Source organism: Bradyrhizobium betae (assembly GCF_008932115.1).
Taxonomy (GTDB): Bacteria; Pseudomonadota; Alphaproteobacteria; order Rhizobiales; family Xanthobacteraceae; genus Bradyrhizobium; species Bradyrhizobium betae.
The window spans coordinates 3519240-3544178 of the sequence record NZ_CP044543.1; the positions used below are offsets into that span (position 1 = coordinate 3519240).

General features: G+C 64.3%; 19 protein-coding genes and 1 pseudogene. 11 read left to right on the forward strand and 9 right to left on the reverse strand.

The window, feature by feature from the left end; all coding sequences use genetic code 11:
* Positions 1-38 precede the first annotated feature (38 nt).
* From F8237_RS16795 to F8237_RS16810, 4 genes and pseudogenes are all read left to right on the forward strand, one after another.
* Positions 39-296, forward strand: a pseudogene (locus F8237_RS16795) (BrnT family toxin); the annotation flags it as partial.
* On the forward strand, positions 268-2451 hold the full coding sequence (locus F8237_RS16800; RefSeq protein ID WP_244626129.1) for a DEAD/DEAH box helicase: 2184 nt from the start codon (positions 268-270) through the stop codon (positions 2449-2451). The pseudogene F8237_RS16795 and the gene F8237_RS16800, both read left to right, overlap by 29 nt.
* Positions 2444-3664, forward strand: coding sequence for a GIY-YIG nuclease family protein (locus F8237_RS16805; protein WP_151646340.1), 1221 nt, complete (start codon positions 2444-2446; stop codon positions 3662-3664). Before F8237_RS16800 ends, F8237_RS16805 begins: the two co-directional genes overlap by 8 nt.
* Positions 3661-3825 carry an AbrB/MazE/SpoVT family DNA-binding domain-containing protein gene (locus tag F8237_RS16810; protein ID WP_244626130.1) on the forward strand — a complete coding sequence of 55 codons (165 nt, stop codon included), beginning with the start codon at positions 3661-3663 and terminating at the stop codon, positions 3823-3825. The genes F8237_RS16805 and F8237_RS16810 overlap by 4 nt, the downstream gene beginning before the upstream one ends.
* A gap of 152 nt (positions 3826-3977) precedes the next feature.
* Here the strand turns inward: F8237_RS16810 and F8237_RS16815 are convergent, their stop codons facing one another.
* Both F8237_RS16815 and F8237_RS16820 read right to left on the reverse strand, forming a co-directional pair.
* Positions 3978-6428: an adenylate/guanylate cyclase domain-containing protein gene (locus F8237_RS16815; protein WP_151646342.1), complete on the reverse strand. Its 2451-nt coding sequence runs from the start codon at positions 6426-6428 to the stop codon at positions 3978-3980.
* Between the two features lie 247 nt (positions 6429-6675).
* On the reverse strand, positions 6676-8757 hold the full coding sequence (locus F8237_RS16820) for an AsmA family protein (RefSeq protein ID WP_151646344.1): 2082 nt from the start codon (positions 8755-8757) through the stop codon (positions 6676-6678).
* A 262-nt stretch (positions 8758-9019) separates the two neighbouring features.
* Here F8237_RS16820 and F8237_RS16825 point away from each other — a divergent pair, with 262 nt between their 5' ends.
* A complete protein-coding gene (locus F8237_RS16825; RefSeq protein ID WP_014439115.1) occupies positions 9020-9694 on the forward strand; it encodes a Crp/Fnr family transcriptional regulator in 675 nt (224 codons plus the stop codon).
* Positions 9695-9786: 92 nt separating this feature from the next.
* On the opposite strand, the gene F8237_RS16830 is transcribed toward F8237_RS16825, so the two are convergent.
* The 4 genes from F8237_RS16830 to F8237_RS16845 all read right to left on the reverse strand — a co-directional run bounded on the left by F8237_RS16830 (position 9787) and on the right by F8237_RS16845 (position 16390).
* The gene (locus tag F8237_RS16830; RefSeq protein WP_151646346.1) at positions 9787-12951 is read right to left on the reverse strand and encodes an efflux RND transporter permease subunit; all 3165 of its coding nucleotides are present in this window, start codon (positions 12949-12951) and stop codon (positions 9787-9789) included.
* Complete coding sequence (locus F8237_RS16835) at positions 12951-13880, reverse strand: efflux RND transporter periplasmic adaptor subunit (RefSeq protein WP_151646347.1); 930 nt, start codon at positions 13878-13880, stop codon at positions 12951-12953. The genes F8237_RS16830 and F8237_RS16835 overlap by 1 nt, the downstream gene beginning before the upstream one ends.
* 160 nt (positions 13881-14040) lie before the next feature.
* A complete protein-coding gene (locus F8237_RS16840) occupies positions 14041-14712 on the reverse strand; it encodes an OmpA family protein (RefSeq protein ID WP_151646349.1) in 672 nt (223 codons plus the stop codon).
* A 145-nt stretch (positions 14713-14857) separates the two neighbouring features.
* Entirely contained in the window at positions 14858-16390 is a 1533-nt protein-coding gene (locus F8237_RS16845; protein WP_151646351.1) for a caspase family protein, read from the reverse strand.
* Between the two features lie 406 nt (positions 16391-16796).
* On the opposite strand from F8237_RS16845, the gene F8237_RS16850 reads away from it, so the two are divergent.
* Positions 16797-17603 carry an N-acyl homoserine lactonase family protein gene (locus tag F8237_RS16850; protein WP_151646353.1) on the forward strand — a complete coding sequence of 269 codons (807 nt, stop codon included), beginning with the start codon at positions 16797-16799 and terminating at the stop codon, positions 17601-17603.
* Positions 17604-17661: 58 nt separating this feature from the next.
* Here the strand turns inward: F8237_RS16850 and F8237_RS16855 are convergent, their stop codons facing one another.
* Positions 17662-18204: a MarR family winged helix-turn-helix transcriptional regulator gene (locus F8237_RS16855; protein WP_151646355.1), complete on the reverse strand. Its 543-nt coding sequence runs from the start codon at positions 18202-18204 to the stop codon at positions 17662-17664.
* A gap of 109 nt (positions 18205-18313) precedes the next feature.
* Here F8237_RS16855 and F8237_RS16860 point away from each other — a divergent pair, with 109 nt between their 5' ends.
* From F8237_RS16860 to fahA, 5 genes are all read left to right on the forward strand, one after another.
* Entirely contained in the window at positions 18314-19933 is a 1620-nt protein-coding gene (locus F8237_RS16860) for an FAD-dependent oxidoreductase (protein ID WP_151646357.1), read from the forward strand.
* A gap of 8 nt (positions 19934-19941) precedes the next feature.
* Positions 19942-20166: a DUF2783 domain-containing protein gene (locus F8237_RS16865; protein ID WP_151646359.1), complete on the forward strand. Its 225-nt coding sequence runs from the start codon at positions 19942-19944 to the stop codon at positions 20164-20166.
* 22 nt (positions 20167-20188) lie between these two features.
* Positions 20189-21145, forward strand: a complete 957-nt coding sequence (locus F8237_RS16870; protein WP_151646361.1) for an MBL fold metallo-hydrolase — start codon at positions 20189-20191, stop codon at positions 21143-21145.
* Between the two features lie 2 nt (positions 21146-21147).
* Positions 21148-22494 carry a homogentisate 1,2-dioxygenase gene (gene hmgA, locus F8237_RS16875; protein ID WP_162006082.1) on the forward strand — a complete coding sequence of 449 codons (1347 nt, stop codon included), beginning with the start codon at positions 21148-21150 and terminating at the stop codon, positions 22492-22494.
* Positions 22495-22673: 179 nt separating this feature from the next.
* Entirely contained in the window at positions 22674-23948 is a 1275-nt protein-coding gene (gene fahA, locus F8237_RS16880; protein WP_151646365.1) for a fumarylacetoacetase, read from the forward strand.
* A 93-nt stretch (positions 23949-24041) separates the two neighbouring features.
* Here fahA and F8237_RS16885 read toward each other — a convergent pair whose 3' ends face one another.
* Positions 24042-24353 carry a DUF1272 domain-containing protein gene (locus F8237_RS16885; protein WP_151646367.1) on the reverse strand — a complete coding sequence of 104 codons (312 nt, stop codon included), beginning with the start codon at positions 24351-24353 and terminating at the stop codon, positions 24042-24044.
* A gap of 73 nt (positions 24354-24426) precedes the next feature.
* Positions 24427-24906: an Lrp/AsnC family transcriptional regulator gene (locus tag F8237_RS16890; protein WP_162006083.1), complete on the reverse strand. Its 480-nt coding sequence runs from the start codon at positions 24904-24906 to the stop codon at positions 24427-24429.
* Positions 24907-24939: the final 33 nt, after the last annotated feature.

Consider the following 24939-nt stretch of genomic DNA (forward strand, 5'->3'; position numbering starts at 1 on the left):
TGGGGGCGTCCATGGAAGGGTTCTAATGGGACCCCGAGAAGAACATTGCGAACCGGCGCAAGCATGGGCTCTCCTTCGAGGAAGCCGTAGAAATTTTCGACGGACCGGTTCTGACGGCAACGGACGAGAGCACCGGCGAGCCTCGCGAGAAGAGCTTCGGTCTCCTCGGCGGGATTGTCGTGGTCTGCGTCATCCATACCGAGCGAAATGGCAGGATTCGCATCATCAGCGCCCGCAGGGCTACGGCGAGTGAAAGAAAGCAGTTCGATGTCTATCTCAAAAAAGCGCTTGGCTGAGTTGGCAGCCCTGCCGGATGGTGCGATCGACACCTCGGACATTCCCGAGGCGGGAGAGGCGTTTTTCCAGGCGGCAAAGCTCCGACCGGGTACCCCGAAAGCCCGGGCCGGCGTTCCCAGCGTCGCCGTCACCTATGCCCGCACCGGTCAATCCACCCGCGCCAACGCGCTCGGCATGCGGCCGATGCAGGAGCGCGCCTATGAGCGGCGTGGCGAGCAATATTTGCTCATCAAGTCGCCGCCGGCGTCCGGCAAGAGCCGGGCGCTGATGTTCATCGCGCTGGACAAGCTGCACAATCAGAACATCAGGCAGGCGATCATCGTCGTGCCGGAAAAGTCCATCGGCGCAAGTTTCCACGACGAGCCGCTGACGAAGTACGGCTTCTGGGCCGACTGGACCGTCGTGCCCAAATGGAATCTCTGCGACGCGCCCGGCTCGGACAATGGCGGCAAGGTCAATTCCGTGGGCGCGTTCCTGGAAAGCGGCGACAAGGTGCTGGTCTGCACGCATGCCACGTTCCGTTTCGCGGTGGACAAATTCGGTATCGAGGCCTTCGACGGCCGCTTGATCGCGGTGGATGAATTCCACCACGTCTCCGCCAATCCCGACAACAAGCTCGGTCAGCATCTCGGCCAGTTCATCGCCCGCGACCAGGTCCACATCGTCGCGATGACCGGCTCCTATTTCCGGGGCGACGCCGAGGCGGTGCTATCGCCGGCCGACGAGGCGAAGTTCGATACCGTCACCTACACCTACTACGAACAGCTCAACGGCTACGAGCACCTCAAGGAACTCGACATTGGCTATTACTTCTACGCGGGTGCCTATGCCGAGGACATCATCAAGGTGCTCGAGCCCGAAGAAAAGACCATCGTCCACATCCCCAGCGTCAACGCCCGCGAGAGCACCAAGGACAAGATCAAGGAAGTCGAGCACATCATCGAGTCCTTGGGTGAATGGCAGGGCACCGATCCCAGTACCGGTTTCCAGCTCGTGAAAACCCCCGCGGGGCGTGTACTCAGGATCGCTGATCTCGTCGATGACGATTCGGCGAGACGCGACCGGGTGTCCGCCGCGCTGAAGAATCCTGCGCAGAAGAACAACCGAGACCATATTGACATCATAATTGCGCTTGGCATGGCGAAGGAAGGGTTTGACTGGGTCTGGTGCGAGCACGCCTTGACCGTCGGCTACCGCTCGAGCCTGACTGAGATCATCCAGATCATCGGGCGGGCCACCCGCGATGCGCCCGGCAAGATCCGCGCCCGTTTTACCAATCTGATCGCCGAGCCGGACGCTTCAGCAGAGGCAGTCAACGAGGCGGTAAATGACACCCTCAAGGCGATTGCGGCCAGTCTCGTTATGGAGCAGGTGCTTGCACCACGTTTTGAGTTTAAGCCGAAGCATTCCGGAAGCACCGCTGCAGAAGGCTTTAGCTACGGCGAAGGTGAATACGACCCGGCCAAATGCAATGTAGGCTTCAATGAGGGTACGGGGCAGTTTCAGATCGAGATAAAAGGCCTAGTGACCCCTAAGAGCGAGAAGGCCCAACAGATCTGCCAGCAGGATTTGAACGAAGTTATAGCCGCGTTTATCCAGGACAAGCCGGCAATCGAACGTGGCCTGTTTGATCAGGAAGTGGTTGCCGAAGAGCTTACGCAGTTGCGGTTGGGCAAGATTATCAGAGACAAGTATCCAGAGCTGGATGACGCGGATCAGGAGGCCGTTCGCCAACACGCGATCGCTGCTCTAAACCTCACTCAAATGGCAAAGAAAGTTGCTGTTGGGGAAGGCGGAGGCCCGGGTGAACCCCGTCCAAATACAGCGTTTGTGGATGGCGTGCGTAAGTACGTCCTTGATGTGACCGAACTGGACATCGATCTCATTGATAGCGTCAATCCGTTTGGAGAAGCCTATGCCATTCTTTCCAAGCACATGAACGCAACGAGCCTTGAACAGGTCAAAGCAATGATAGCGGCCAAGCGGGTCAGCATGACCATGGACGACGCCCGCGATCTCGCCAAGCGCGCTCTGAAATTCAAGCACGATCGCGGCCGATTGCCCTCGATCACGGCGGGCGACGCCTGGGAGAAGCGCATGGCCGAAGGCGTCGCCTTCCTTGCCCGCATGAAGGCGGAGGCCGCGCGTGGCTGACTTCACCGACGAGGACGACGCGCTGCTCGAGGAACTGGGCGTCGAGGTCGAGACCAGAAAGCAGGGAGGCCGGACGCCGCGCGAGGAGCGGATCATCGCCGGCTTCGAGGACATCCAGCGCTTCGTCGACCAGCATGGGCATCCTCCGCAGCACGGCGAAGATCGCGACATCTTCGAGCGGCTGTATGCGATCCGGCTCGATCGCTTGCGCGATCTCGACGAATGCCGCAACTTGCTCGCGCCGCTCGATCGTCAGGGGCTGCTGGAAAGTGTCTCGACGCCGATGGGCTTCGCAGACCAGCTCGATGACGATCAACTGCTTTCGCAGCTCGGTGTCGAGGGAGTTGGCGCGAGCGACATCACCGAGCTTCGGCATGTGCGATCGACGGCCGAGAAGCGCGCGGCCGAGGAGGTCGCCAATCGGCAGAAATGCGAGGATTTCGGCAAGTTCAAGCCTCTGTTTGAGCAGGTGCAGAAAGATATCAGCCTCGGATTCCGACAGACGCGGCGGTTCGAGCGCAAGTCCGAGATCGCTCGTGGGCGGTTCTATATCCTCGGCGGACAGAAGGCCTATGTCGCCGCAATGGAGGAGCCTTTCAGCAACGAGCATGGCAACATCGACGCCCGGCTCCGGGTAATCTTTGACAACGGCACCGAGAGCAATCTGCTGATGCGCTCGTTTCAGAAGGCGTTGCAACAGGATGCCGCGGGCCGTCGGATCATCGAGCCGTCGGCCGGGCCGCTGTTCGCCGACGACAACGAGGATGGTGACGAGGCGAGCGGCATCATCTACGTGCTGCGCAGCAAATCGGACCATCCGGCTGTCGCCGCGCATCGCAACGTCCTGCATAAGATCGGCGTCACCGGCGGCGACGTCAAACAGCGCGTCGCGAGTGCCAAGCTCGACCCGACGTTTCTCATGGCCGAGGTCGAGATCGTCTCGACCTACGAGCTTTACAACATCAACCGGACCAAACTCGAAAACCTCATTCACCGCGTCTTCGGAGCAGCGCAGCTCGACATCGAGATTCCCGATCGCTTCGGCAACCTGGTCGTGCCGCGCGAATGGTTTCTGGTGCCGCTCTTCGTCATCGACGAAGCCGTGGAGCGCATCAAGAACGGGACGATCACCGAATATGGCTATGAGCCGGCGCAAGCTGCGCTGGTGCGCCTGGACGCAAGCAAGTCTCACCGCGGGGCGCAAGCCAGATGAAAACAACGCTGAAGGTTTTCAAATGGGACGATGATCTGGCTGTCGAGCTTCCCCAGGAGCTTGTCGACCGCCTCTCGCTCAAGGAAGGAGACGAGATCGAAATCGTCGAGGCAGATAACGAGAGCGACGGCCAACGGGATAGAGGCGGGCCGCAGCCATAGCTACGTGCCGGGTCTCGCCGAGAATGCCATCATGCCAGTGTTTTGCCCGACGGGTCAAGGAAAATTCGTAAAAACCGCAAGCGAGCGAAAATCCCCTTTGATATCAGAGCCCGGCTACTGTGCATGGGGTTGTTCTCGACTTTTTATTTTGGTCACCCTCTCCGCCGCGCCGCCGCCGCCGCGTCCACCACGTTCTCCACTTCCTCGCGCCAGTTCAAAATCTCCATCGCCAGTACGGGATGATTGAATCCCTTGAGTTGGAGATCGTCGAGTGCGCGTGCCTCCACCCAGGGCTCGACGATGCCGTAGACGCGGCGGCTGACCACGATCTGGTTGGGCTTGGCCTCGCCGCAGAGGCGGGAGGCGAGGTTGGTGACGCTGCCGATCGCCGCATATTCCAGCCGCTGCTCGAAGCCGACCTGGCCGAGCGTGGCATAGCCGAGCGCGATGCCGATGCCGAACCCCAGGCTATGGCCGCGGTTGCGCCAGCGCTCGGTCAAGGGGCCGATCGCGTCGCGCATCTCCACCGCCATCTTCACCGCGCGCTTGGTATGGTCCTCGAACTGGATCGGCGCGTTGAACAGGATCATCACGCCGTCGCCGGCATATTTGTCGAGCGTGCCCTCGTATTTGAAGATCAGCGTGCCGAGCGCGGCGTGATATTCGCGAAGCACGTTCATCGCCTCTTCCGGTTCGGTCGCCTCGGTGAAGGCGGTGAAGCCGCGCAGGTCGCAGAACACCACGGTCACTTCGCGGCGCTGGCTGGTGAGCAGACCCTCGGGGCTGTCGGAGGAGGCGATCAGCTGCGCCACCTGCGGCGCCAGGAAGCGCTCGAGCTTGCGGATGCGCTCGATCTCGCCGAGCTGGGTTTCGACCCGCTCCTCCAGCGACTTGTTCCAGTCCTTGAGCTGCTCGGTCTGCTCGCGCAGCTTGTCGGCCTGGGCGCGAACGGTCTCGTTCGCGGCCGCGAGCTCGCGGCCCTTGTGGTCGACCTCGGTGAACAGCCGCGCGTTGCGCATCGCCAGCACCGCCTGGTTGGCGAAGGTGCGCATCAGGCCGATGATGCTGGCGGCGAACTCGCCGCTGGCGCGGCGCAGCACCACGAGCGAGCCGAGTGTGCCCTGCTGGTCCACCAGCGGCACCACCAGCACCGAATGGAAGCCGGCCTCGACCGCGACGTCGCGCAGCGGCTGCTCGGCGGCGTGGTCGAGATCGGCCAGCGCGATCGGCTCACCGCTTCCGGCGGCATCGCTGAGGATGTTCTCGCCTTCCTCGATCGTGACATGCGCGCCATCGGCCGATTTGTCGATGCCGTTGGATTCGACCAGGTTGAAGCGACGCGTTCCGGCGTCATAGCCGTAGATCAGCACCGCATCGGCATGGGTGATCTCGATCGCGCGCGCGGCGATGGTCGGCAGCACGGCGTTGAGATCCAGCGAGGAGGCGACGGCGCGGCCGACCTCTTCCAGTACCTTCAGCTCGTTGATCGACTGGGCGAGATCGCGGGTGCGCTCGTCGACCTTGGTTTCGAGATTCGAATAGGTCTCCTGGATCTGGTCGGCCATGCGGTTGAACTGGCCGGCGAGGTCTTCCAGCTCGTCGGAGGTGTGCACGTCGATGCGGTGGCTGAAATCGCCTTCGCCGAGCTTGTGCGCGCCGTCGCGCAGCGCGGTGATCGGGATGATCATGCGGCGGGCGAGCAGCGTGCCGGCGAGGATCGCGACCAGCAGGCCCATCCCGATCAGCAGCGCGATCCGCACCAGCTGGTCGCGGATCGGCATCAGGGCCTGCGTGGTCGGCTGCTCGAACATCACGCTCCAGCCGAGCGTCGGCACGGTGCTGGCGGCGCTCATCACCGCATAGCCGTTGAAGTCGGTGCCCGACGTGTCGGGCGCGCGGCCGGGCGCGATCGCGGCCGCCACCTGCGGCAGCTTCGACAAATCCTTGCCGACATCGGGACCCTTCGACGAGGTCGCCAGCACGCGGCCGCGCGGATCGACCACATAGGCGAAGGCGGCCTTGCCGACCTGGGCGTCGGACAGGAAGTCGGAAAGGAAGTTGAGGTCGATCTCGGCCACGGTGACGCCGGCGTTGAAGCCGGAATGCGCCACCGAGATCGACATCATCGGCGTGCGGTCGGAGAACCAGGCCGGTGCATAGCTGACGCCGCGAGCGACGGTGTCGGTGAAGCGCATGTCGCGGGACAGGTCGGCATTGCCGCCGGTCGTGGTCGACTGGCGCGAGACGCGCAGCACCTCGCGGCCCTCGCCGTTGAGCTGGAACAGCTGGTTGACGACGGAGACCTGGTGCAGCAGCGCGGCGTAGTCGGCGCGGCGCTTCTCCAGCGTGTCCTGGCTCGCCCGCGTCACCCAGCTGATCTGGCGCTCGAGCTCGGAGATCGACTGCTCGATCCGCCTTGCAGCGGCCTGCGCCCTGTCCTCGAGCCCGTCGGTGAGCTGGGTCTTGGTGGCGCGATAGGAGATCCAGGTCTCCATCGCGCCGTTGACGGCGAGCACGAACACGACGAGGCCGACGAGGGAGACGACGTATTTGGCGAACAGGCCCTCGCGCAGAAACCGTGTCTTGTCTTTCGCTCCCGCCATCCGGATCCTCTTGCGCCGCCCTCGACGCCGGCGCTACGGGCCGTAGATGCCCGGCCGCCCTTCTACCATAATTTGAGCCAGTAGACCGTCCCGGACCGGCGGACCGGCCAGCGTGGTTACCCGTTATGGACGCCGGGTGAGGCCGAAACGGTGGTGAATTGTCGCAGTCTCATCCGTTCGGATGAAGCGGCGGGCGGGGAAGCCGATGTAAGGGACTGGCGTGGAGTCCAGCACGTTGGTCCGCCAATCATCGATTGTTAAAGAGCTGCCGCAGCACGTCGTTCATGGGCTGGCTGTCCTGCTGCGCCACCGACTGGTCATCCTGGGCCGGGGGCGCGGGAGAGGCCTGCGGTGCGGGGGTGGACGACGTGGCCGGCAGGCTGCGGCTGCGGCCGGTGCCAGTCGCGGTGTCCGCGCTGGCGCCCGTGCCGCTGGAAAGCCCCTGCTGGATCAGGTTTCCGATCGCTTCGCCCAAGGGGCCGCCGAGCAGATTGTTCTGGCCGGGCTGCTGGGCCTGCGGATTGGCATTGCTGGGAGTGGCAGGGCTGCCACCCGGCGCGGCGGTGCCTCCAAGGCCAAGATTGCCGAGGCTGCCCAGGATGTTTCCGAGCCCGGCGCCGTCGGGGCCGAACAGGCCCTTGCCCATCTCGCGCAGCTTGGCATAGGCGGCGTCCGGATTTTCCAGCATGCCGGCCATGTCGGGGTAGATCCGCGGCTGCGACCAGGCGCCGGTGATCATCACGGGGATGCCGAAGCCGACCGGCTCGGAGGTGCGGCCCTGGCCTTCCGTCGTCATCACCAGCTTGGGCTCGACGCGAAAGCCCATCATCTTGGTGTCGAGCGCGATGGTGCCGGCGCCGGTTACGCGCACCAGCGGGCCGATCAGATTGAGATCGGTCGTCACCGCCTGGCCCTTGTCGATGCGGAAGGACGCCGAGAGCTGCGACAGATCGGTGCTCTGTTCCTGGCTGCTGTTTTGGCTGTCCTGCCAGCCGGACAGCGTGCCCGACGTCAGCGAGCGGATCATCTGCGCGACATTGATGCCGCGGATGGCGCCGTCCTGGAAATTGACGAAAGCCGTGCCCTGCATGTTCGCCATCAGCGCGCGCTGGCTGGTGCCGGCGCTGCGCAGCGCGAGCTTTGCCTGCAGCTTGCCGTCGATCCGGTCGAATTCGGCGAGGCCCTGGAGCAGCGGCAGCGCGCGCACGCCGACGAGATCGGAATGCATCGCAAAGCTCGGTGCTCCAGTGGTCGCGTCCAGGATCACTTCGCCCGAGACCTGGCCGCCATAGGCGCCGAGATTGGCGGTGCCGGCCTTCAGCACGCCGCCGGCGAGCTTTGCGTCGAGCGCGAGCGGCGCGAAGCGCGCATCGCCGATCACAGCCTCGTTCGCGGAGATCCTGATCTGCGCGTCGACATAGTTGAGTCCGGACACGTCGATCGGCGCGTTGCTCCAGGGTTGTCCCGACGCGCCGTCAGGCGTTTTCGCCAGCGGAATCGCCAGACGCTGGAAATCGAGATCGACCTTGACCAGAGGCTTGCTCGCGATGTCGACCGATGCCCAGCCGTTGAAGGCGCCGTCGCCGAGCCTGCCGTTGACGCCGTTGATCATCACGACGTCGCCGTTCAGCCGCATCTCGGCATGACCGGTGAGCTGGGACTTCAGCACGTCGGGCATGTCGATGGCGAATTCCACCGGAACGGTCGGCCGGTCGATCGGCGGCGCCGGCATCGTCGCCTTGATGTCGAACTTGGTCGGGTGCTCGCCGACGCGCGCGGTGCCGGTGATGTTGACCTTGCGGTCGCGGCCGACGATCGCGTCGGCATTGATGGCACTGATGCGGCCCTCGACGCGATCGCGCACTCGTGCGAACGCGACCTCGCCGTCATTGACCTTGACGCGATCGATGCTCGCGCCGTCGGTGTCGAGCGCGAGCGGCTTCGACGAGGCGCCGGCATTCGGCAGGCGCTCGCGCAGCAGCGGCTGGTAGAGCACGGGATGGGTGACGACGAGCTCGCTGATCTTCGGACGGCCCGACCACACGCTCGAGAGCGACATGTCGGCCTGCACGCGATCGACCGTGAGGCGCGTGATGCCGCTGCGGTCCTTGGGATCCTGCAGCGTGAGGTCGTTCAGCGTGACGTTCAGCGTCGGCCACAGGCTGAGTTTGGTGGTGCCGTCGATCGACAGGCGATAGCCGGTCGCGCTCTCGACCCGCGACGTAATCGTCGAGGTCAGGAAGCCCGAGGGGATTCCGATCACCAGCAGGAGCGCGATCACGATGATGATGGCGGCCACAGCCGTGCCGGCGAATTTCACTGCTCTCATGTCGACTTTCCAACGACGGACGAGCGGCATCGAATCCGGCAAAGTGCCGTCCTTTGCATCCGTCCCTTGCGCCTGAGTTTATCCCCGGACGGGAAGCGGCTCCAAGCACGTAAAAATAGTCCGGAGGAGCTGCAAAGTTATGTGACTTATGACACACTTCCACGACGCGGTTTTACGCGATCCTGACGTCGATGGTTCCAAGCGATTTGCCAAGGAGATTGGCCGGGTTCACTGGCCAAGGAAAGTTCACAAGGAAGTTGAAATGAGCAAGCAGGCCGAATTTGCGGTCATCCTGAAAATGAACGCGATGTTCGCGGATCTCGGCACAGACGAGCTCCAGCGGTTGTCCAATCTCTGCCACACCCAGCATCTGGGCAACGGCGAGGTGCTGTTCCAGAAGGGCGATCCGGGCGATGCGCTGTTCGGCGTGCGCCGCGGCCAGGTCCGCATCGAGACCGGCGCCTCCGACGGCAGCCGGCTGACGCTGAATTTCATGGGCCCGGGCGATCTGTTCGGCGAGGTCGCGGTGCTGGACGGCCAGAGCCGCACCGCGGACGCGACCGCGGGCGAAGCCAGCGAATTGTTCGTGCTGCGGCGCGAAGATTTCCTCGCCTTCCTCGAGCGCGAGCCGAAGGTCGCGATCAAGATCATCGCGCTGCTCTGCCAGCGCATCCGCTGGCAGAGCGAGCGCATGGAAGAATCCATGCTGCAGCCGCTGCCGGTGCGGCTGGCGCGACGGCTCTGCGCGCTCGCAGCCGATTTCGGCTCCGAGGTGCACATCTCGCAGGAGCAACTTGGCGTCTTCGTCGGCGCCGCCCGCGAGAGCGTCAACCGCCAGCTTCAGACCTGGCGCAAGGAAGCGATCCTCGATCTCCAGCGCGGCCGCATCCTGCTGCGGAACATGACCAAGCTGACCGCGATCGCGCGGAACGAGTAAGCCGAGCCAATTCACTTCGTTTGGACGGGGAGCATAAGCGAGCGCGCGCTAAGGCCTGCGCCGGCGTGCCTATCGGCCGGCTCGTCCGATTCTCACTCCGCCGCAGGGTGCACGATGCTCTTCGGCGCTGGCAGCGCTGCCGCGGGCGCCGCGCCGACGGGCGGGACCGCGTGATGACCGCCGGTCTCGGCGTCTTCGCTGTGCACGACCAGGCGCTTGCCGAAGCGCCAGATCAGGGCGCCGAGATCGTCCATGACCATGAACATCGCGGGCACGAACACCAGCGACAGGATGGTCGAGAAGATCAGGCCGCCGATCACCGCGAGGGCCATCGGCGAGCGGAACTCGCCGCCGGCGCCGACCGCGAGTGCGCTCGGCATCATGCCGGCGGCCATCGCGATCGTGGTCATCACGATCGGGCGGGCGCGCTTCATGCCGGCGTCGATCATGGCCTCGTCGCGCGGCTTGCCGGCGTGGATCGCTTCGATGGCGAACTCCACCAGCATGATCGCGTTCTTGGTGACGATGCCCATCAGCATCAGGATGCCGATCCAGACCGGCGTGGTGAGCTGCTTGCCGGTGATGAGCAGGGCCGCGATCGCGCCGCCGATCGAGAGCGGCAGCGAGAACAGGATGGTGATCGGCTGCAGGAATGTGCCGAACAACAGCACGAGCACCGCATAGACCATCATCAAGCCGGCCGTGATCGCGGTAGCGAAACCACCCGACAACTCGGCCAGGCTTTCGGCATCACCCGAGGGATTCACCTTCACGCCCGGGGGCAGGCTCTTCTTCACCGGCAGATCGTCGATCATCTTCGTGGCATCACCGAGCGCGGCGGAGCCGACGAGGTCGGCGGCGACGGTGGCCTGTCGTTCGCGGTCGTAGCGGTTGATGCTGGTCGGACCCTGGTCGAGCTTGACGTCGGCGATCACCGAGAGCGGCACGCCACCCTTCTCGCCGTGCTCGCCGAGCGGTACGCGCAGCTGCTCGAGCGTCTTGAGATTGCCGCGCGCGGCATCCTCGAGCTGCACGCGGATCGGCACCAGGCGGTCGCCGACATCGAACTTGGCGAGTGCAGGGCCGACGTCGCCGATGGTCGCGACGCGGATCGTCTGTGACAGACTTTCGGTCGAGACGCCGAGTCGCGCGGCGAGATCGGCGCGCGGCTCGACGCGCAGCTCCGGGCGTTCCAGCGAGGTTTCCGAGATCACATTGGAGATGATCGGGATCCGCTTCATCTGCGTCGCAAGTTCGCTCGCGACGTTGTTGACGATGTTGGCATCGGCGCCGGTGACCACGAGCGCGATCGCACGCAGCCCGTTTTCGTCGAGGAACCAGAAGCGGATGTCGGGAACGTTCTCCATCTCCTTGCTGATCGAGAATTCGAGCTCGCGCTGGGTGATGTTGCGGTCGGCCTTGGGTACGTAGTTGATAATCAAGGCGGCGCGCCGGACTTCCTGGGTCCCCGGTGGAACGCGCCCGCCGTCGACGAAGATGCTCTTGACCTCGGGCCGCTTGCGCAGGCGCGCGACGATGTCCTCGGTGACCTTTTCGGTGTAGGCGAGCTGGGTGCCCGGCGGCAGCTCGAGGGCAAGCAGCGAGCGCGCGCTGTCCTGCGCCGGCAGGAAGCCCTGCGGCAGCAGCGTGATGCTCCAGATCGAGGCGGCGAAGACCCCGAAGCCGATCAGAACCGTGATGAAGTAGTGTTTCACCGACCAGGCCACGATCCTGTGATAGGACCGCAGCACGCGACCGGGCGGCGGCTCCTCATGCGTATGGTGCTTGAGGAAGTAGGCGGCCAGCACCGGCGTGACGAAGCGCGCCGCGAGCAGCGAGAAGAACACCTGCACCGACACGGTGATGCCGAACTGTTTGAAGAACTGTCCGGCGATGCCGGACATGAAGCTCGCGGGCGCGAAGATCGCGATGATGGTCAGCGAGATCGCGATGACAGCGAGGCCGATCTCGTCGGCGGCCTCGAGTGCGGCACGGTAGGGCGATTTGCCCATATTCATATGCCGGACGATGTTCTCGATCTCGACGATGGCGTCGTCGACGAGGATACCTGTCGACAGCGTGATGGCGAGGAAGCTGACGAGGTTGAGCGAGAAGCCGAGAATGTCCATCGCCCAGAAGGCCGGGAAGATCGACAGTGGCAGCGAGATCGCGGCGATGATGGTTGCGCGCAAATCGCGCAGGAACAGCAACACGATGACTACGGCGAGGATGGCGCCTTCGAACAGGGTCGAGATCGCCGCCTCGTAATTGCCCTTGGTGTATTCGACCGAGGTGTCGATCACCTTGAGGTCGACGTCGGGATAGGCGGCTTTCAGCGCGTCGATGCGCTTCTGCACCGCGGCGGCGACCACCACGTCGCTGGCGCCCTTGGACCGCTTGATGCCGAGCGCGACGATCGGTTCGCCGTTGAAACGTGCGAAGGTGCGGCGGTCGGCGATGGTGTCGGTGACGGTGCCGAGATCGTCGATCCTGACCTCGCCGCCGCCGAACAGAGGGATCATGGTGCCGGCGAGATCGCTCAGCGTCTTGGCGCCGGCCAGCGTGCGGATCGCCTGGTCGTTCTTGCCGATCTCGGCGCGGCCGCCGGCGACGTCGACATTGGTGCCGCGCAGGCTCTGGCTGACGTTGACGGCGGTCAGCCCCATCGCCTGCAGGCGGTCGGGATCGAGCGAGACCAGGATCTCGCGCTCGACGCCGCCGATGCGCTCGACCTGGGCGACGCCGCGCACGCCCTGCAGCGCGCGCTTGACCACGTCGTCGACGAAATAGGAGAGCTGTTCCGGCGTCTTGCCGGGCGAGATCGCGGCATAGGTGACGATCGGCAGGCCGATGACGTCGACGCGCTGGATCAGGGGCTCGGTGACGTTCTGCGGCAGGTTGGAGCGCACGCGCGTCACCGCGTCCTTGACGTCGTTGAGCGCGCGGTCGGTGTTGGTCTCCAGCGCGAACTGGATGGTGGTGACCGACAGGCCGTCGGTGATCTGCGAGGTGATGTGCCTGACGCCCTCGACGCCGGAGACCGCGTCTTCAACCGTCTTGGTGACCTGAGATTCGAGCTCGGCGGGCGCTGCGCCGAACTGCGACACCGCGACCGAGATCACGGGAATGTCGGCCGAAGGCAGCCGCGTCACCGCGAGCTTGGTGAAGGACACCCAGCCGAGGATCAGGAGGATGATGGAAAAGACGACCGACGGCAGCGGATTACGGATCGACCATGCCGAGATATTGAGAGCCATCAGCGTACCCGCGTGCGATCGAGTTCATCGGCGAACATGGTCTTGATCTGGTCGCCGTCATGGAGCGAAGAGCCGGCGTCGGCCACGACGATTTCGCCGACGTCGAGCCCTTCCAGAATTTCGGTCGCGCTGTCGGACGACAGTCCGACCCGCACCTTGCGCGTCTCGATCGTGTTGCCTTTGACGACCTGCACGATGAGATGGTCGATCGCGGTCTTGGGGACCGCGACGCCGCAGCTCCGCTTGGCGTCGATCGAGGCACGGGCGAACACTCCGACCTTCAGCGACGGATTGTTGGTGACGCTGATGCGGACGCGGCCGAGCTGGGTGGCGCGGTCGATCTCCGGCGCAACCAGCCGGACCCGTCCGATCAGGTCGGGTGCGTCGTCGCGGCTGATGCGCACGGTCGCGCCGGGGCTGAGCTTGGGCATGTGCACCGCGGGGACCTGGGCGTCGAGCTCGATCTCGTTGTTGACGGCGATGCGGAACATCGGGCCGGCCTGCGGTGAGGCGGGCGCGCCGACAATGGTGCGAACTTCGGTGACGAGCCCCGGCGCAGGTGCCTTCAGCGAGACCGGGCCTTGCGGACCGGGTCGCTGCGGCTGGCCCGGGATCTGCGGCGGCGCCGTCAGGCGCGCCAGCTCCTGATTGTCGGTGACCATGGCGCCCTCTGTGACGAAGAGGTCGGTGACTCTGGAACCTTCCTGGTCGGCGACGACGACGGCCTCGCGGCGGGGCACGAAAAAGCCGGTGACCCGCACCAGGTCGGAGAAGCAGGCATTGGTCGATTTCGTCACGATGACGAGCGCCTCGCCCGGTGTTTCCTTCGCCTCGGGGCGATGCCGATGCTCGAACAGATAATAGCCGACGCCGAGCGCAACGACGAACACTACGGTTCCGGCAGGCTTGAGATATTCGGAGACGTTCATCGCCGGATTGTCCTGGCCTGGCTCACGGCCATCCGCACGAGGCCTGCTGAGAGTGTTTCCCTGAAATGAAGCGGCGTCCCGCAAGGCTGCGGGACGCGCTCCGGTAGCAAGACTTTACACCACATCACGACTTGTCACTTCGATGGGATTTACGTCGTGCTTACTTCGATGCGGTGGTCTTGTTTTCCATGTTGACGACCTGCACGCGGCGATTGACCTCCGCCATCGGCTGGCTCGGGTCCTTCAGCTTGCTCTTGCCGTAGCCGACGGTGACCAGATCGGTTGCCGAGATGCTGTACTTGTCGACGAGATAGCGCTTGATCGAATCCGCGCGGCGCTCGGACAGGTCCTGATTGTAGCCCTCGCCGCCGGCGGCGTCGGTGTGGCCGGCAACCACGAAGGTCGAGCCCTTCAGGTCGGGGCTGGTCAGCGCACGGCCGAGTGCCTGCACCGAAGCCAGCGACTTGGCGCTGATATTGGCCGAGTTGTAGTCGAATGTGATTTCGAGATCGATGTTCGGCTTGTCCTTGGCGGCCGAGGCGATCTCCTCGCGCTCGGTCGACGACAGCGAGCGCGTCGAGCGGCCGCGCACGGCCTGGATCAGCTTGGTCTCAGCCGCGCTCGGCGCGGGATCGGCCTGCGGGGCAATCGAGAGGCCGCGGGTCAGCGGCTTCTTCGGCGGCGGCGCCAGCGCGCGAACGATCTCGTCCTCGGTGACGTTCTTGCTGTTGCCGTCGTCGCCGGCGAATGCGGGGGAGGCCGGCAGCGACAGCGCGGCGCCGATGGCCATGATGGACAGGATTGCGGTAAGTCCTCTTGCAGCCGATCTCATTGCCAGTCCCTCCTGCGCAGCCGACCTGCGCGGTTCTAAAATTCCTGCAATAGGCCCCTCGAAAAGGCCGCCTGCGGCATCCGATTGTTAGTCTTCGCAGGGCCGCCGAGGGTTCGAGGCGTCGTCTGCCTCATTTCAAGAAAAACTAGCGTACTCCGTAGCTTGCGAATTCCTGAACGATGTTCGGGTCCATCGCCTTGGCGTTGGCGATGTCGAGCGCGCCTTCCTGGGCCGAGCCGTTGCGCTGCTTGGCGATTCCCCGCCCGAAGAGCGAGGAGGTCAGGCGCGGGTTGATCCTCAAAGCCGCGTCGAAATCGGCAATGGCGTTCTTGACCGCGCCCGATTTCAGATTGACCAGCCCGCGGCTGTCCAGCGCATCGACGAAATTCGGGCGGAGCCGGAGGGCCTCGTTGCAATCCTTCAGGGCGCCCTGGAGGTCGCCGATCACGGTGCGGGTCCAGCAGCGGTTGTTGAGCGCCTCGACGTCCTTCGAATTGATCCGGAGCGTATCGTCGAAATCCTTGATGGCGAGGTTGTAGGCGCCCTTGCTGGCATAGACCTGGCCGCGCCGGTATAGCGCGTTCACGTCGTCCGGGTTGGCCGCGATCTTGGCCGTCAGGCCCTTGATGGTCGGGTCTTCCGCCAGCGCGGCCGCGCTCGGCCCGCTATCCATGCTTGGAGCGGGGGTGGTCTCGACCGGTTTTACCGGCTGTGGTGGCGGTGGCGGAGGCAGGGCGGCCTCGACCTGCGGTTTCGGCGCCGGGGCCGGTGCGGGAGGAGGGGCAGGCGCCGGTGCGGCGGCCGTATCGGCCGGCTTCGGCGGCGAAGGCGGTGATGGCGGCGCGGCCGGAGCCGGAGGCGGGTTGTTGGCGACGGCCGGCGGTGGGGGAGGCGGCTGTGTCGTCGCCGGTGGGCGCGATCCGCCGGCTCCCGGAATGAACGAGAAGTCTTCCGCGAGCGACGAGGATATCCACGGCACCTGCTCGCCGCGGGAAGCGCGGGTGACGCCCATCTTGGTGCGGTTCAGCGTCTCCTCCGCCATCAGGTCGGGGACGCGGATTTCCTTCAGGAGCTCCTGAACGAACAGGCTGTGGTCGCCGCCGGCGTCGGATACCACCGAGGCCAGCGCCGCCGAGTACATCACCAGCGTGCCATTTGGCGCGATGACGGGGGTCAGGCCGGCCGAGAAGCTGCGGAACCGGCGCTCGAACGGGTTGCGCCTGGAGGCGTCGATCAGCGCGATCTTGACGCCGGCGCCGCGGGTGTTGAGCTCGCCGAGCACGGTTTCGAGGCTGATGCCGTCGCGGCGCACGTCGGATTCGGTCCAGATCTGCGCATCGACCGGCAGCATGTAGCTCTGACGCGCCGACTGGATGCCGAAGCCGCTGAAGAACACCAGCGCAACCGAGCCCGGCTTGATCTTGCCGTAGAGCTTGTCGAAGGCGCGGCGCATGCCGTCGCCGGTCAGGTTTTCGCCGATCTCGACGGAAAAGCCGTCGCGCTTGAGCTCGTCGGCGACGTCGCGCGCATCGTTGAGCGGTTCCTTCAGCGGGGCATCCGCGTCAGGATATTTTGCATTGCCGATCACCAGCGCAAAACGGTCGCTGGCGGCCAGCGACGGCGCAGTCGGAACGAGCGAAACGAGCAAGGGCAGAAGAAAAAGGAAGCGAATTTTCATAATGAGCGCGGTCCAGCCAAAAAGGCGCCGTTACCAGCTTGCGCCGCGGCGACCTTAACTTACGCAATGTGCATTATCAAACCGGGGAAGGGGGGCGTCAACCGCTTGGAGATTCGGCGTTATCGCGACAATTGACCGCGACGCTCGGGAGCGCTGCGAGGAAAATAATAAAGGGATTGTCACGGTTGCACTCGACACGATTGGGGTTGGGTCTTGCGGCGGACCTGCGAGGGCCGCCAAATCTTGAGGCAGTTACGTCTTAGGGCAGTTATGGCGATGCCAGTGTGATTGGTCTCACATTGCAGCTCTGCCTTTGTCGCAACGCGCGGTGTTTGACCTTTGCGGCGGACAATGGCTTGGTGCGCGCGATCATCCCGCAAGATCCAACTTCAGAAAAAGCAAGACCATGGGAAACGCCTACGAAATCTACGCCCTGCGCTATGCGACAATGACGCCGCGCACCCCCAGCATGAATTTCCTTCAGCCCGATCCGCATGACAGCGCAGCGCAGGACCTCGACTACTTCGTCTGGCTGATCCGCGGCGGCGGCCGCGACATCCTGGTCGATACCGGCTTCAATGCCGAGGAGGCGAGCGCGCGGGCGCGCAAGCTGACGCTCAATCCGGTCGACGCGCTGGAGCGCTACGGCGTCGCGGCGCCGGCCATTCGCGACATTATCGTGACACATCTGCATTACGATCATGCCGGCAATCTCGACCGCTTCCCGAACGCGCGCTTCCATCTCCAGGAGCGCGAGATGGCTTACGCGACCGGACGCTGCATGTGCAACGGACTGTTGCGACATCCGTTCTCGGTCGAGCACGTCACGCAGATGGTGCGCCATGTCTATGGCGAGCGTGTCACCTTCTATTCCGGCGACGGCGAGGTCGCGCCCGGCGTCACCGTGCACCGTGTCGGCGGCCATTCGGACGGATTGCAGGTGGTCAAGGTCGAGACCGCGCGCGGGCCGGTGGTGCTGGCGTCCGACGCCGCGCATTACTACGCCAATCTGCAGCGGCGCAGCCCGTTTCCGATCGTCCTTGATATCGGCGACATGGCGCAGGGGTGGGAGACGATCGAACGTCTCGCAGGGCATCCCGACCGGTTCATTCCCGGCCATGATCCGATCGTCACGGAGATCTATCCGCGCGCCAGCGACAAGGTCGACGCCTGGGCGCTGCACCTGCCGCCGTCGCGCTCGTTTGCGAAATGATGGCGAAGCCGTCATTCCGGGCTCGCCGCTTTGCGGCGCCCCGGAATGGCAGCGGAAACTAATACGCCTGCTTGGCGTCCGCCTCTTCGCTGGTCTGGATCAGGTCGAGGCTGTCCTCGATCTTGCCGAGCAGAGCGGATAGCTGCCTGCGCTCTTGCGCGGACAGGCAGGCGAGGATCTCGTCTTCCCGCCGCAGCAATTGCGGGAACAGCTCTTCGTAGAGCGCGCGGCCCTTTGCCGTCAGTTGCAGGCGGAATTCGCGGCGGTCGGCCTCGTTCTCGACCCGCTCGATCAGTTTTTCGTGCAGCAGCGTCGTCACCGCGCGGCTGATGGTCGATTTGTGCGTGCGCGTGCATTGCGAGATGTATTGCGCGCTGCAGGCATCGTTGCGGAAGCCGAGCGTAGCGATCACGCGCCAGGCCGGAATGTCGAGACCGTGGCGCTCCTGATACTCGACCGAGAGCGCGGCGCTCACCTCGGCGGCGAGCCGGTTGAGGCGGAACGGTACGAACTTGAACAGATCGAGCCGGGTTTTTTCACGCGGTGAGGCCTCGCGGGCTTGCCGTGTCTTCAGCGCGATGTCGCTGGATGTCCTCGCCAAGCAGAGCGCTCCGATTCCAGTTGACGGCCGGCCGGCTCCGGTCCAAAATAGTTGCACGTGAGACTATCTAGCAGATCAGTCTTCTTCTGACCAGAGCCGAGGTTAGTGTATGGCGCCGGCCAATACGCATCAGGCCAAAACCCAATTCGGCTATCGCCGCCATCCCGACCAGGACCGTGCCGGCCAAGATCAGGCGGAGCATCCGGTCGTGATCGTCGGCGCCGGCCCGGTCGGGTTGTCGCTGGCGATCGATCTCGCCCAGCGCGGCCAGCACGTCGTTCTTCTGGATGACGCCGACCGCATCGGCGAAGGCTCGCGCGCGATCTGCTTCTCGAAGCGTTCGCTGGAATATTGGGACCGCCTCGGCGTCGGCGACCGCATGGTCGACAAGGGCGTGGTGTGGAGCGTCGGCCGCATTTTTCACGGCGAGTCTCAGCTCTACCAGTTCAACCTGCTGCCGGAGGATGGCCACAAGCGGCCGGCCTTCATCAACCTTCAGCAATATTACGCCGAAGCCTATCTGGTCGATCGCATCAGTGATCTGCCTCCGATCGACCTGCGCTGGCGCAACAAGGTGACGGCGCTCGAGCAGCGCAACGACTCCGTCGCGCTGACGATCGAGACGCCGGAGGGCGCCTATCGCCTGCACGCGCAATATCTCATCGCATGCGATGGCGCGCGCTCCTCGCTGCGGCAGATGGTCGGCGCCGAGTTCGCGGGCCAGGTGTTCGAAGACCAGTTCCTGATTGCCGACGTCAAGATGACCGCGGAATTCCCGACCGAGCGCTGGTTCTGGTTCGATCCGCCGTTCCATGCGGGACGTTCGGCGTTGCTGCACCGCCAGCCCGACGACGTCTGGCGGATTGATCTCCAGCTCAATCGCTATGCCGATCCGGTCGTTGAGAAGAAACCCGAGAATGTACGGCCGCGGATCGCGCGCATGCTCGGCCACGACAAGTTCGAATTCGAGTGGATCTCGCTCTACAAGTTCCAGTGCCGACGAATGGACCGCTTCATCCACGGCCGCGTGATTTTCGCCGGTGATTCCGCGCATCAGGTCTCGCCGTTCGGTGCGCGGGGCGCCAATTCGGGTCTCGAGGACGCCGAGAACCTGTCCTGGAAGCTCGATCGCGTGCTGCGCGGCAAGTCGCCCGCGAGCCTGCTCGAGAGCTACCATGTCGAGCGCAGCATGGCGGCCGACGAGAACATCCGCGAATCCACCCGCTCGACCGATTTCATGGCGCCGAACTCGCACCAGGAGGCGCGGCTGCGCAAGGCGGTGCTGTCGCTTGCCAAGGAGACGGAGTTCGGCAAACGCATGGTCAATGGCGGCCGGCTCTCGGTGCCGTGCAGCTATGACTCGCCGCTGTCATCGCCCGATGCGGATGCGTGGTGCGGCGGGCCGTCTCCAGGACGTTCGATGCTCGATGCGCCGATCGCGGGCGAGCATGCCTATTTGACGGACGCATTCAGCAAGGGCGGAACGGAGTTCACCTTGCTGTCGTTCGGCAATGGTACGGCGATCGAGGCGCCCGATGGTGTCAAGGATATCCGCATCGGCGGCGCAGCCGGGTTGGCTGATCCCTCGGGCTTCGTCGCGAAGCGCTATGACGCCGAGCCCGGGGCAGCCTATCTGCTTAGGCCTGATGGCTACGTCGCGGCGCGCTTCCGTCATCCGACGCGCGAGCTGGTTGCGGCGGCATTGTCGCGTGCGCAAGGTTTGAATTGAGGACTGGCATGCCGCTCTCCACCAACTCCAATTTCGCGCGTCCTGACGATGCCTTTCGCGCCATCGTCGAAGCGCATCGCGGCCTCACCGATGAGCAGAGCGCTGATTTCGACGCTGCCTTGGTGCTGATCCTCGCCAACCACATCGGCGACATCGACGTGCTCCGCGAGGCGATCGGGCTTGCAAAGCGCCGCATGATCGACGGCCAGCAGCAGCAACAGCAACAACAATAACCCAAGACCTAAGGATGAATTGATGGCGAAGAACTTCGCATCCACCGGCGATCTCTCCGAGAAGAAAATCACCTTCTCCGAGATCGGCCCCGATCTCTACGCCTTCACCGCCGAGGGCGATCCGAACACCGCCATCATCGTCGGTGACGACGGCTGCCTTGTGTTCGACGCGCAGTCGACGCCGGCGATGGCCAACAAGGTGATCGAGCGCGTCAAGACCGTCACCGACAAGCCGATCAAATATGTCGTGCTGTCGCACTATCACGCCGTGCGCGTGTTAGGGGCGTCCGCCTACAAGGCGCAAGGCATCGTGGCCTCGCAGGAGACCCATCGGCTGATCGCGGAGCGCGGCCAGCAGGATTGGGATTCCGAGTATGGTCGTTTCCCCCGCCTGTTCCAGGACGCCGCCAGCATCCCCGGGCTGACCTGGCCGACGCTGACCTTCGAAGGCGAGATGTCGATCTATCTTGGAAAACGCGAAGTGCGGCTGATGCAGCTTGGCGCCGGCCACACCTCCGGCGACATCGTCGCCTGGGTGCCGGATGCGGAAGTCATGTTCTCCGGCGATCTCATCGAGTATCACTCGGCCTGCTATTGCGGCGATGCGCATTTGCGCGAATGGCCGATGACGCTGAACGAGATCCGCAACTTCAATCCGAAGGCGATCGCGCCGGGCCGCGGCGATGCGCTCAAGGGCACCGCCACCGTGCGCGAAGCCATTGCGATGACGCGCGACTTCGTCACCTCGCTCTATGGCGCCGCCGAGATCTCCGTCGCCAGAGGTCGGACGCTGAAGGAGACGATGGCGGCGACGCGCGAAGTCATGGATCCGAAATTCCACAGCTTCGCCATCTACGAGCACTGCCTGCCGTTCAACGTGTCGCGCGCCTATGACGAAGCGTCGGGGATCGACGATCCCGTGATCTGGACCGACAAGCGCGACCAGGAAATGTGGGCCGCCCTGCAAGGAGGAGGATAGTCATGAACATCAATACCTCGCCTGATCAGATCATCCGAAGCTCGGCGCAGGTCACGCCGGGCTACATGTCCGGCTTCGGCAACAGCTTCGAGACCGAAGCGCTGCCGGGCGCCCTGCCGATCGGGCGCAACTCGCCGCAGCGCTGCGCCTACGGCCTATATGCCGAGCAGCTCTCGGGCTCTCCCTTCACGGCGCCGCGCGGCACCAACGAGCGCTCCTGGCTCTATCGCATCCGTCCCTCGGTCAAGCACTCCGGCCGGTTCGAGAAGGCCGACGCCGGGCTGTGGCGCTCGGCGCCATGCCATGAATACGATCTGCCGATCGCGCAGTTGCGCTGGGACCCGGCGCCGATCCCGAAGGAGGACACGACCTTCCTCCAGGGCGTGCAGACCATGACGACGGCCGGTGACGTCAACACGCAGGCCGGCATGGCCGCGCATGTCTATCTCATCACCAAGTCGATGGTGGATCAGCATTTCTACAATGCCGACGGCGAGCTGATGTTCGTGCTCCAGCATGGCAATCTCCGCCTCGTCACCGAGTTCGGCCGCATCGACGCCGAGCCTGGCGAGATCGTGGTGATCCCGCGCGGTGTGAAATTCCGCGTCGAAATTCCGAACGGGCCGGCGCGTGGCTATCTGTGCGAAAACTACGGCGGCGCCTTCACGCTGCCGGAGCGCGGGCCGATCGGGGCCAATTGTCTCGCCAATGCGCGCGATTTCCTGACGCCGGTTGCTTGCTACGAGGACAAGGACACGCCGACCGAGCTCTACGTGAAGTGGGGCGGCGCGCTGTTCAAGACGAGTTTGCCGCATTCGCCGATCGACGTGGTCGCCTGGCACGGCAATTACGCGCCTTACAAATACGATCTGCGCACCTTCTCTCCGGTCGGTGCGATCGGCTTCGATCATCCCGATCCCTCGATCTTCACGGTGCTGACCTCGCCGTCGGAGACCGCGGGCACCGCGAACATCGACTTCGTGATTTTTCCGGAGCGCTGGATGGTCGCCGACAACACCTTCCGCCCGCCCTGGTATCACATGAACATCATGAGCGAGTTCATGGGTCTGATCTACGGTGTCTACGACGCCAAGCCGCAGGGCTTTGTCCCCGGTGGGGCCAGCCTGCATAATTGTATGCTACCGCACGGCCCCGACCGTGATGCCTTCGAGCATGCCAGCAACGGCGAGTTGAAGCCGGTCAAGCTGACCGGCACGATGGCCTTCATGCTCGAGACCCGCTACCCGCAGCGCGTCACCGCGCATGCCGCGAATGCGTCGACGTTGCAGGACGACTACGCGGATTGCTGGAAGGGGCTGGAGAAGCGGTTCGACCCGAACAGGCCGTAGCTTGTCTAACCCTCTCCCCTCGTGGGAGAGGGTGGCTCGCCGCGTTGCGGCGAGACGGGTGAGGGGTTCTCTCCGCGAGGCGAACCTCTCGCATTCGAACACGCGGAGAGAACCCCTCACCCGGCGCTTCGCGCCACCTTCTCCCACAAGGGGAGAAGGAAGAAAGGACCGGACCAAAAGTGACGACACACCCCAACGATCCCAGCCTCCGTTCCTTCATCGACGTCGATGCCGCCTCCGACTTCCCGATCCAGAACCTGCCCTACGGCGTGTTCTCGACCGCGGCAAATCCGACGCCGCGCGTCGGCGTGGCGATCGGCGATTACGTGCTCGATCTCTGGGCGCTGGAGCAGGACTCACGGCTCGATGTCGATCCGCTCGGGGTGTTCTCCGGACCCTCGCTCAATCCGTTCATGGCACTGGGGCCAAAGGTCTGGGCCAGGACGCGGGCGCGGATCAGCGAGCTGTTGCGTCACGATCATCCGGAACTGCGCGACAATGAAGAGCTGCGCAATGCGGCGTTAGTGCCGATGCGCGAGGCGAAGCTGCACATGCCGTTCGACGTCTCCGGCTACACAGACTTCTACTCGTCGAAAGAGCACGCCACCAATGTCGGCGTGATGTTCCGCGGCAAGGACAATGCACTGCAGCCGAACTGGCTGCATATGCCGATCGCCTATAACGGCCGCGCCTCCACCGTCGTGGTGTCAGGCACCAAGGTGAAGCGGCCGCGTGGACAACTGAAGCCGCCGAATGTCGAGCTGCCGAGCTTCGCCCCCTGCAAGCGGCTCGATTTCGAGCTGGAGATAGGCGTCGTGGTCGGCCAGCCGTCGGCGATGGGTGGCATGCTGACGGAGCAACAGGCCGAGGAGATGATCTTCGGCTTCGTGCTGCTCAACGACTGGAGCGCGCGCGACATCCAGCAATGGGAATATGTGCCGCTCGGCCCGTTCCTGGCAAAAGCGTTTGCGACCTCGATCAGCCCGTGGGTGGTGACGCGCGAGGCGCTGGAGCCGTTCCGCCTGAAGGGGCCGGAGCAGGAGCCGGTGCCGCTCGACCATCTCAAGCAGACGAGACCTCAGAATTACAACGTCGAGCTCGACGTCTCCTTGCGCCCTGGCGGCGCGAATGCCCCAACGAGTATCAGCCGCACCAATTTCAGATACATGTACTGGTCCTCGGTGCAGCAACTGGTGCACCACGCCTCCTCGGGCTGCGCCATGAATGTCGGCGATCTCCTCGGCAGCGGCACCATCTCCGGCCCGGAGAAGGATCAACGCGGCAGCTTGCTCGAGATCAGCTGGAACGGCACCGAGCCGGTCGAACTTCCCGGCGGCGCAAAGCGTACGTTTTTGGAGGACGGCGACAGCCTCGTGATGCGCGGCTGGTGCCAGGGCGACGGCTATCGCGTCGGTTTTGGCGAGGTCGAGGGGACGATTTTGCCGGCGGAGTAAGTGGTTGTCATTCCGGGGCGATGCGTAGCATCGAACCCGGAATCTCGAGGTTCCGGGTCTGGTCTTTCGGGCCATCCCGGAACGACGAGGCAGTCATCGTTTCTCCGGCGGCACTTCGCGGACTCGTGCGCAATGCGCGGCGACGTCCTCCACACTGTACTTCAAATGCACGCGCTTGTCGGACGGCGCCTGCTTGGTCGTGCATACGCCCGGCCGCCATTCCTGCGTCGGCCGGATCGGGCGCGGCGCAAAGCCGCCGCCGCAGTTCGGGCAGACGTTCGACAGTTTCGTCTCCACGCAGTCCGCGCAGAACGTGCACTCGTAGGAGCAGATCCGCGCATCCGTTGCATCGGGCGGCAGGTCGCGGTCGCAATATTCGCAGTTCGGTCGAAGCTGGAGGGCCATGGCTGAATCTCCGCAAGATGTCCTGATCATCGCAGACGACGTGTGGCTGGCGAAGGCCGTAGTTCCCTCGATTTCAGCCAGCCTTCAAATCCTTCAGCGGCAGCCGTGAGCTCTCCTTCAGCCGATCGAGCACGATCGACGAGCGCACATGCGCCACGCTCTGGTGCGGCATCAAGACGTCATTGACGAGGTTGGAGAGCCCCTTGAGGTCGCGCAGCACGGCCTTCAGCACATAGTCGGCGTCGCCCGTCAGCGAATAGGCTTCCTGGATTTCGTCGATGCGGTTGACCAGCGCGCGAAACCGCTTGGAGTTGTCGGGCGAGTGGGTCGCGAGCCCCACCTGGATGAAGGCGATCACACCGAAGCCGAGCGCTTCGCTGGAGAGATCGGCGTGATAGCCGGAGATCACCTTTTCCTCCTCCAGCCGCATCCGCCGCCGCGAGCATTGCGACGCCGAGAGGCCTGCGATGTCGGCAAGCTCCTGGTTGGTGAGGCGGCCGTCATCCTGGAGCGCGGTCAAAATCTTGAGATCGAAAGCGTCTACCGAAATCATGCGCCATTTGCCCATTTGATGCACAGATCGTGC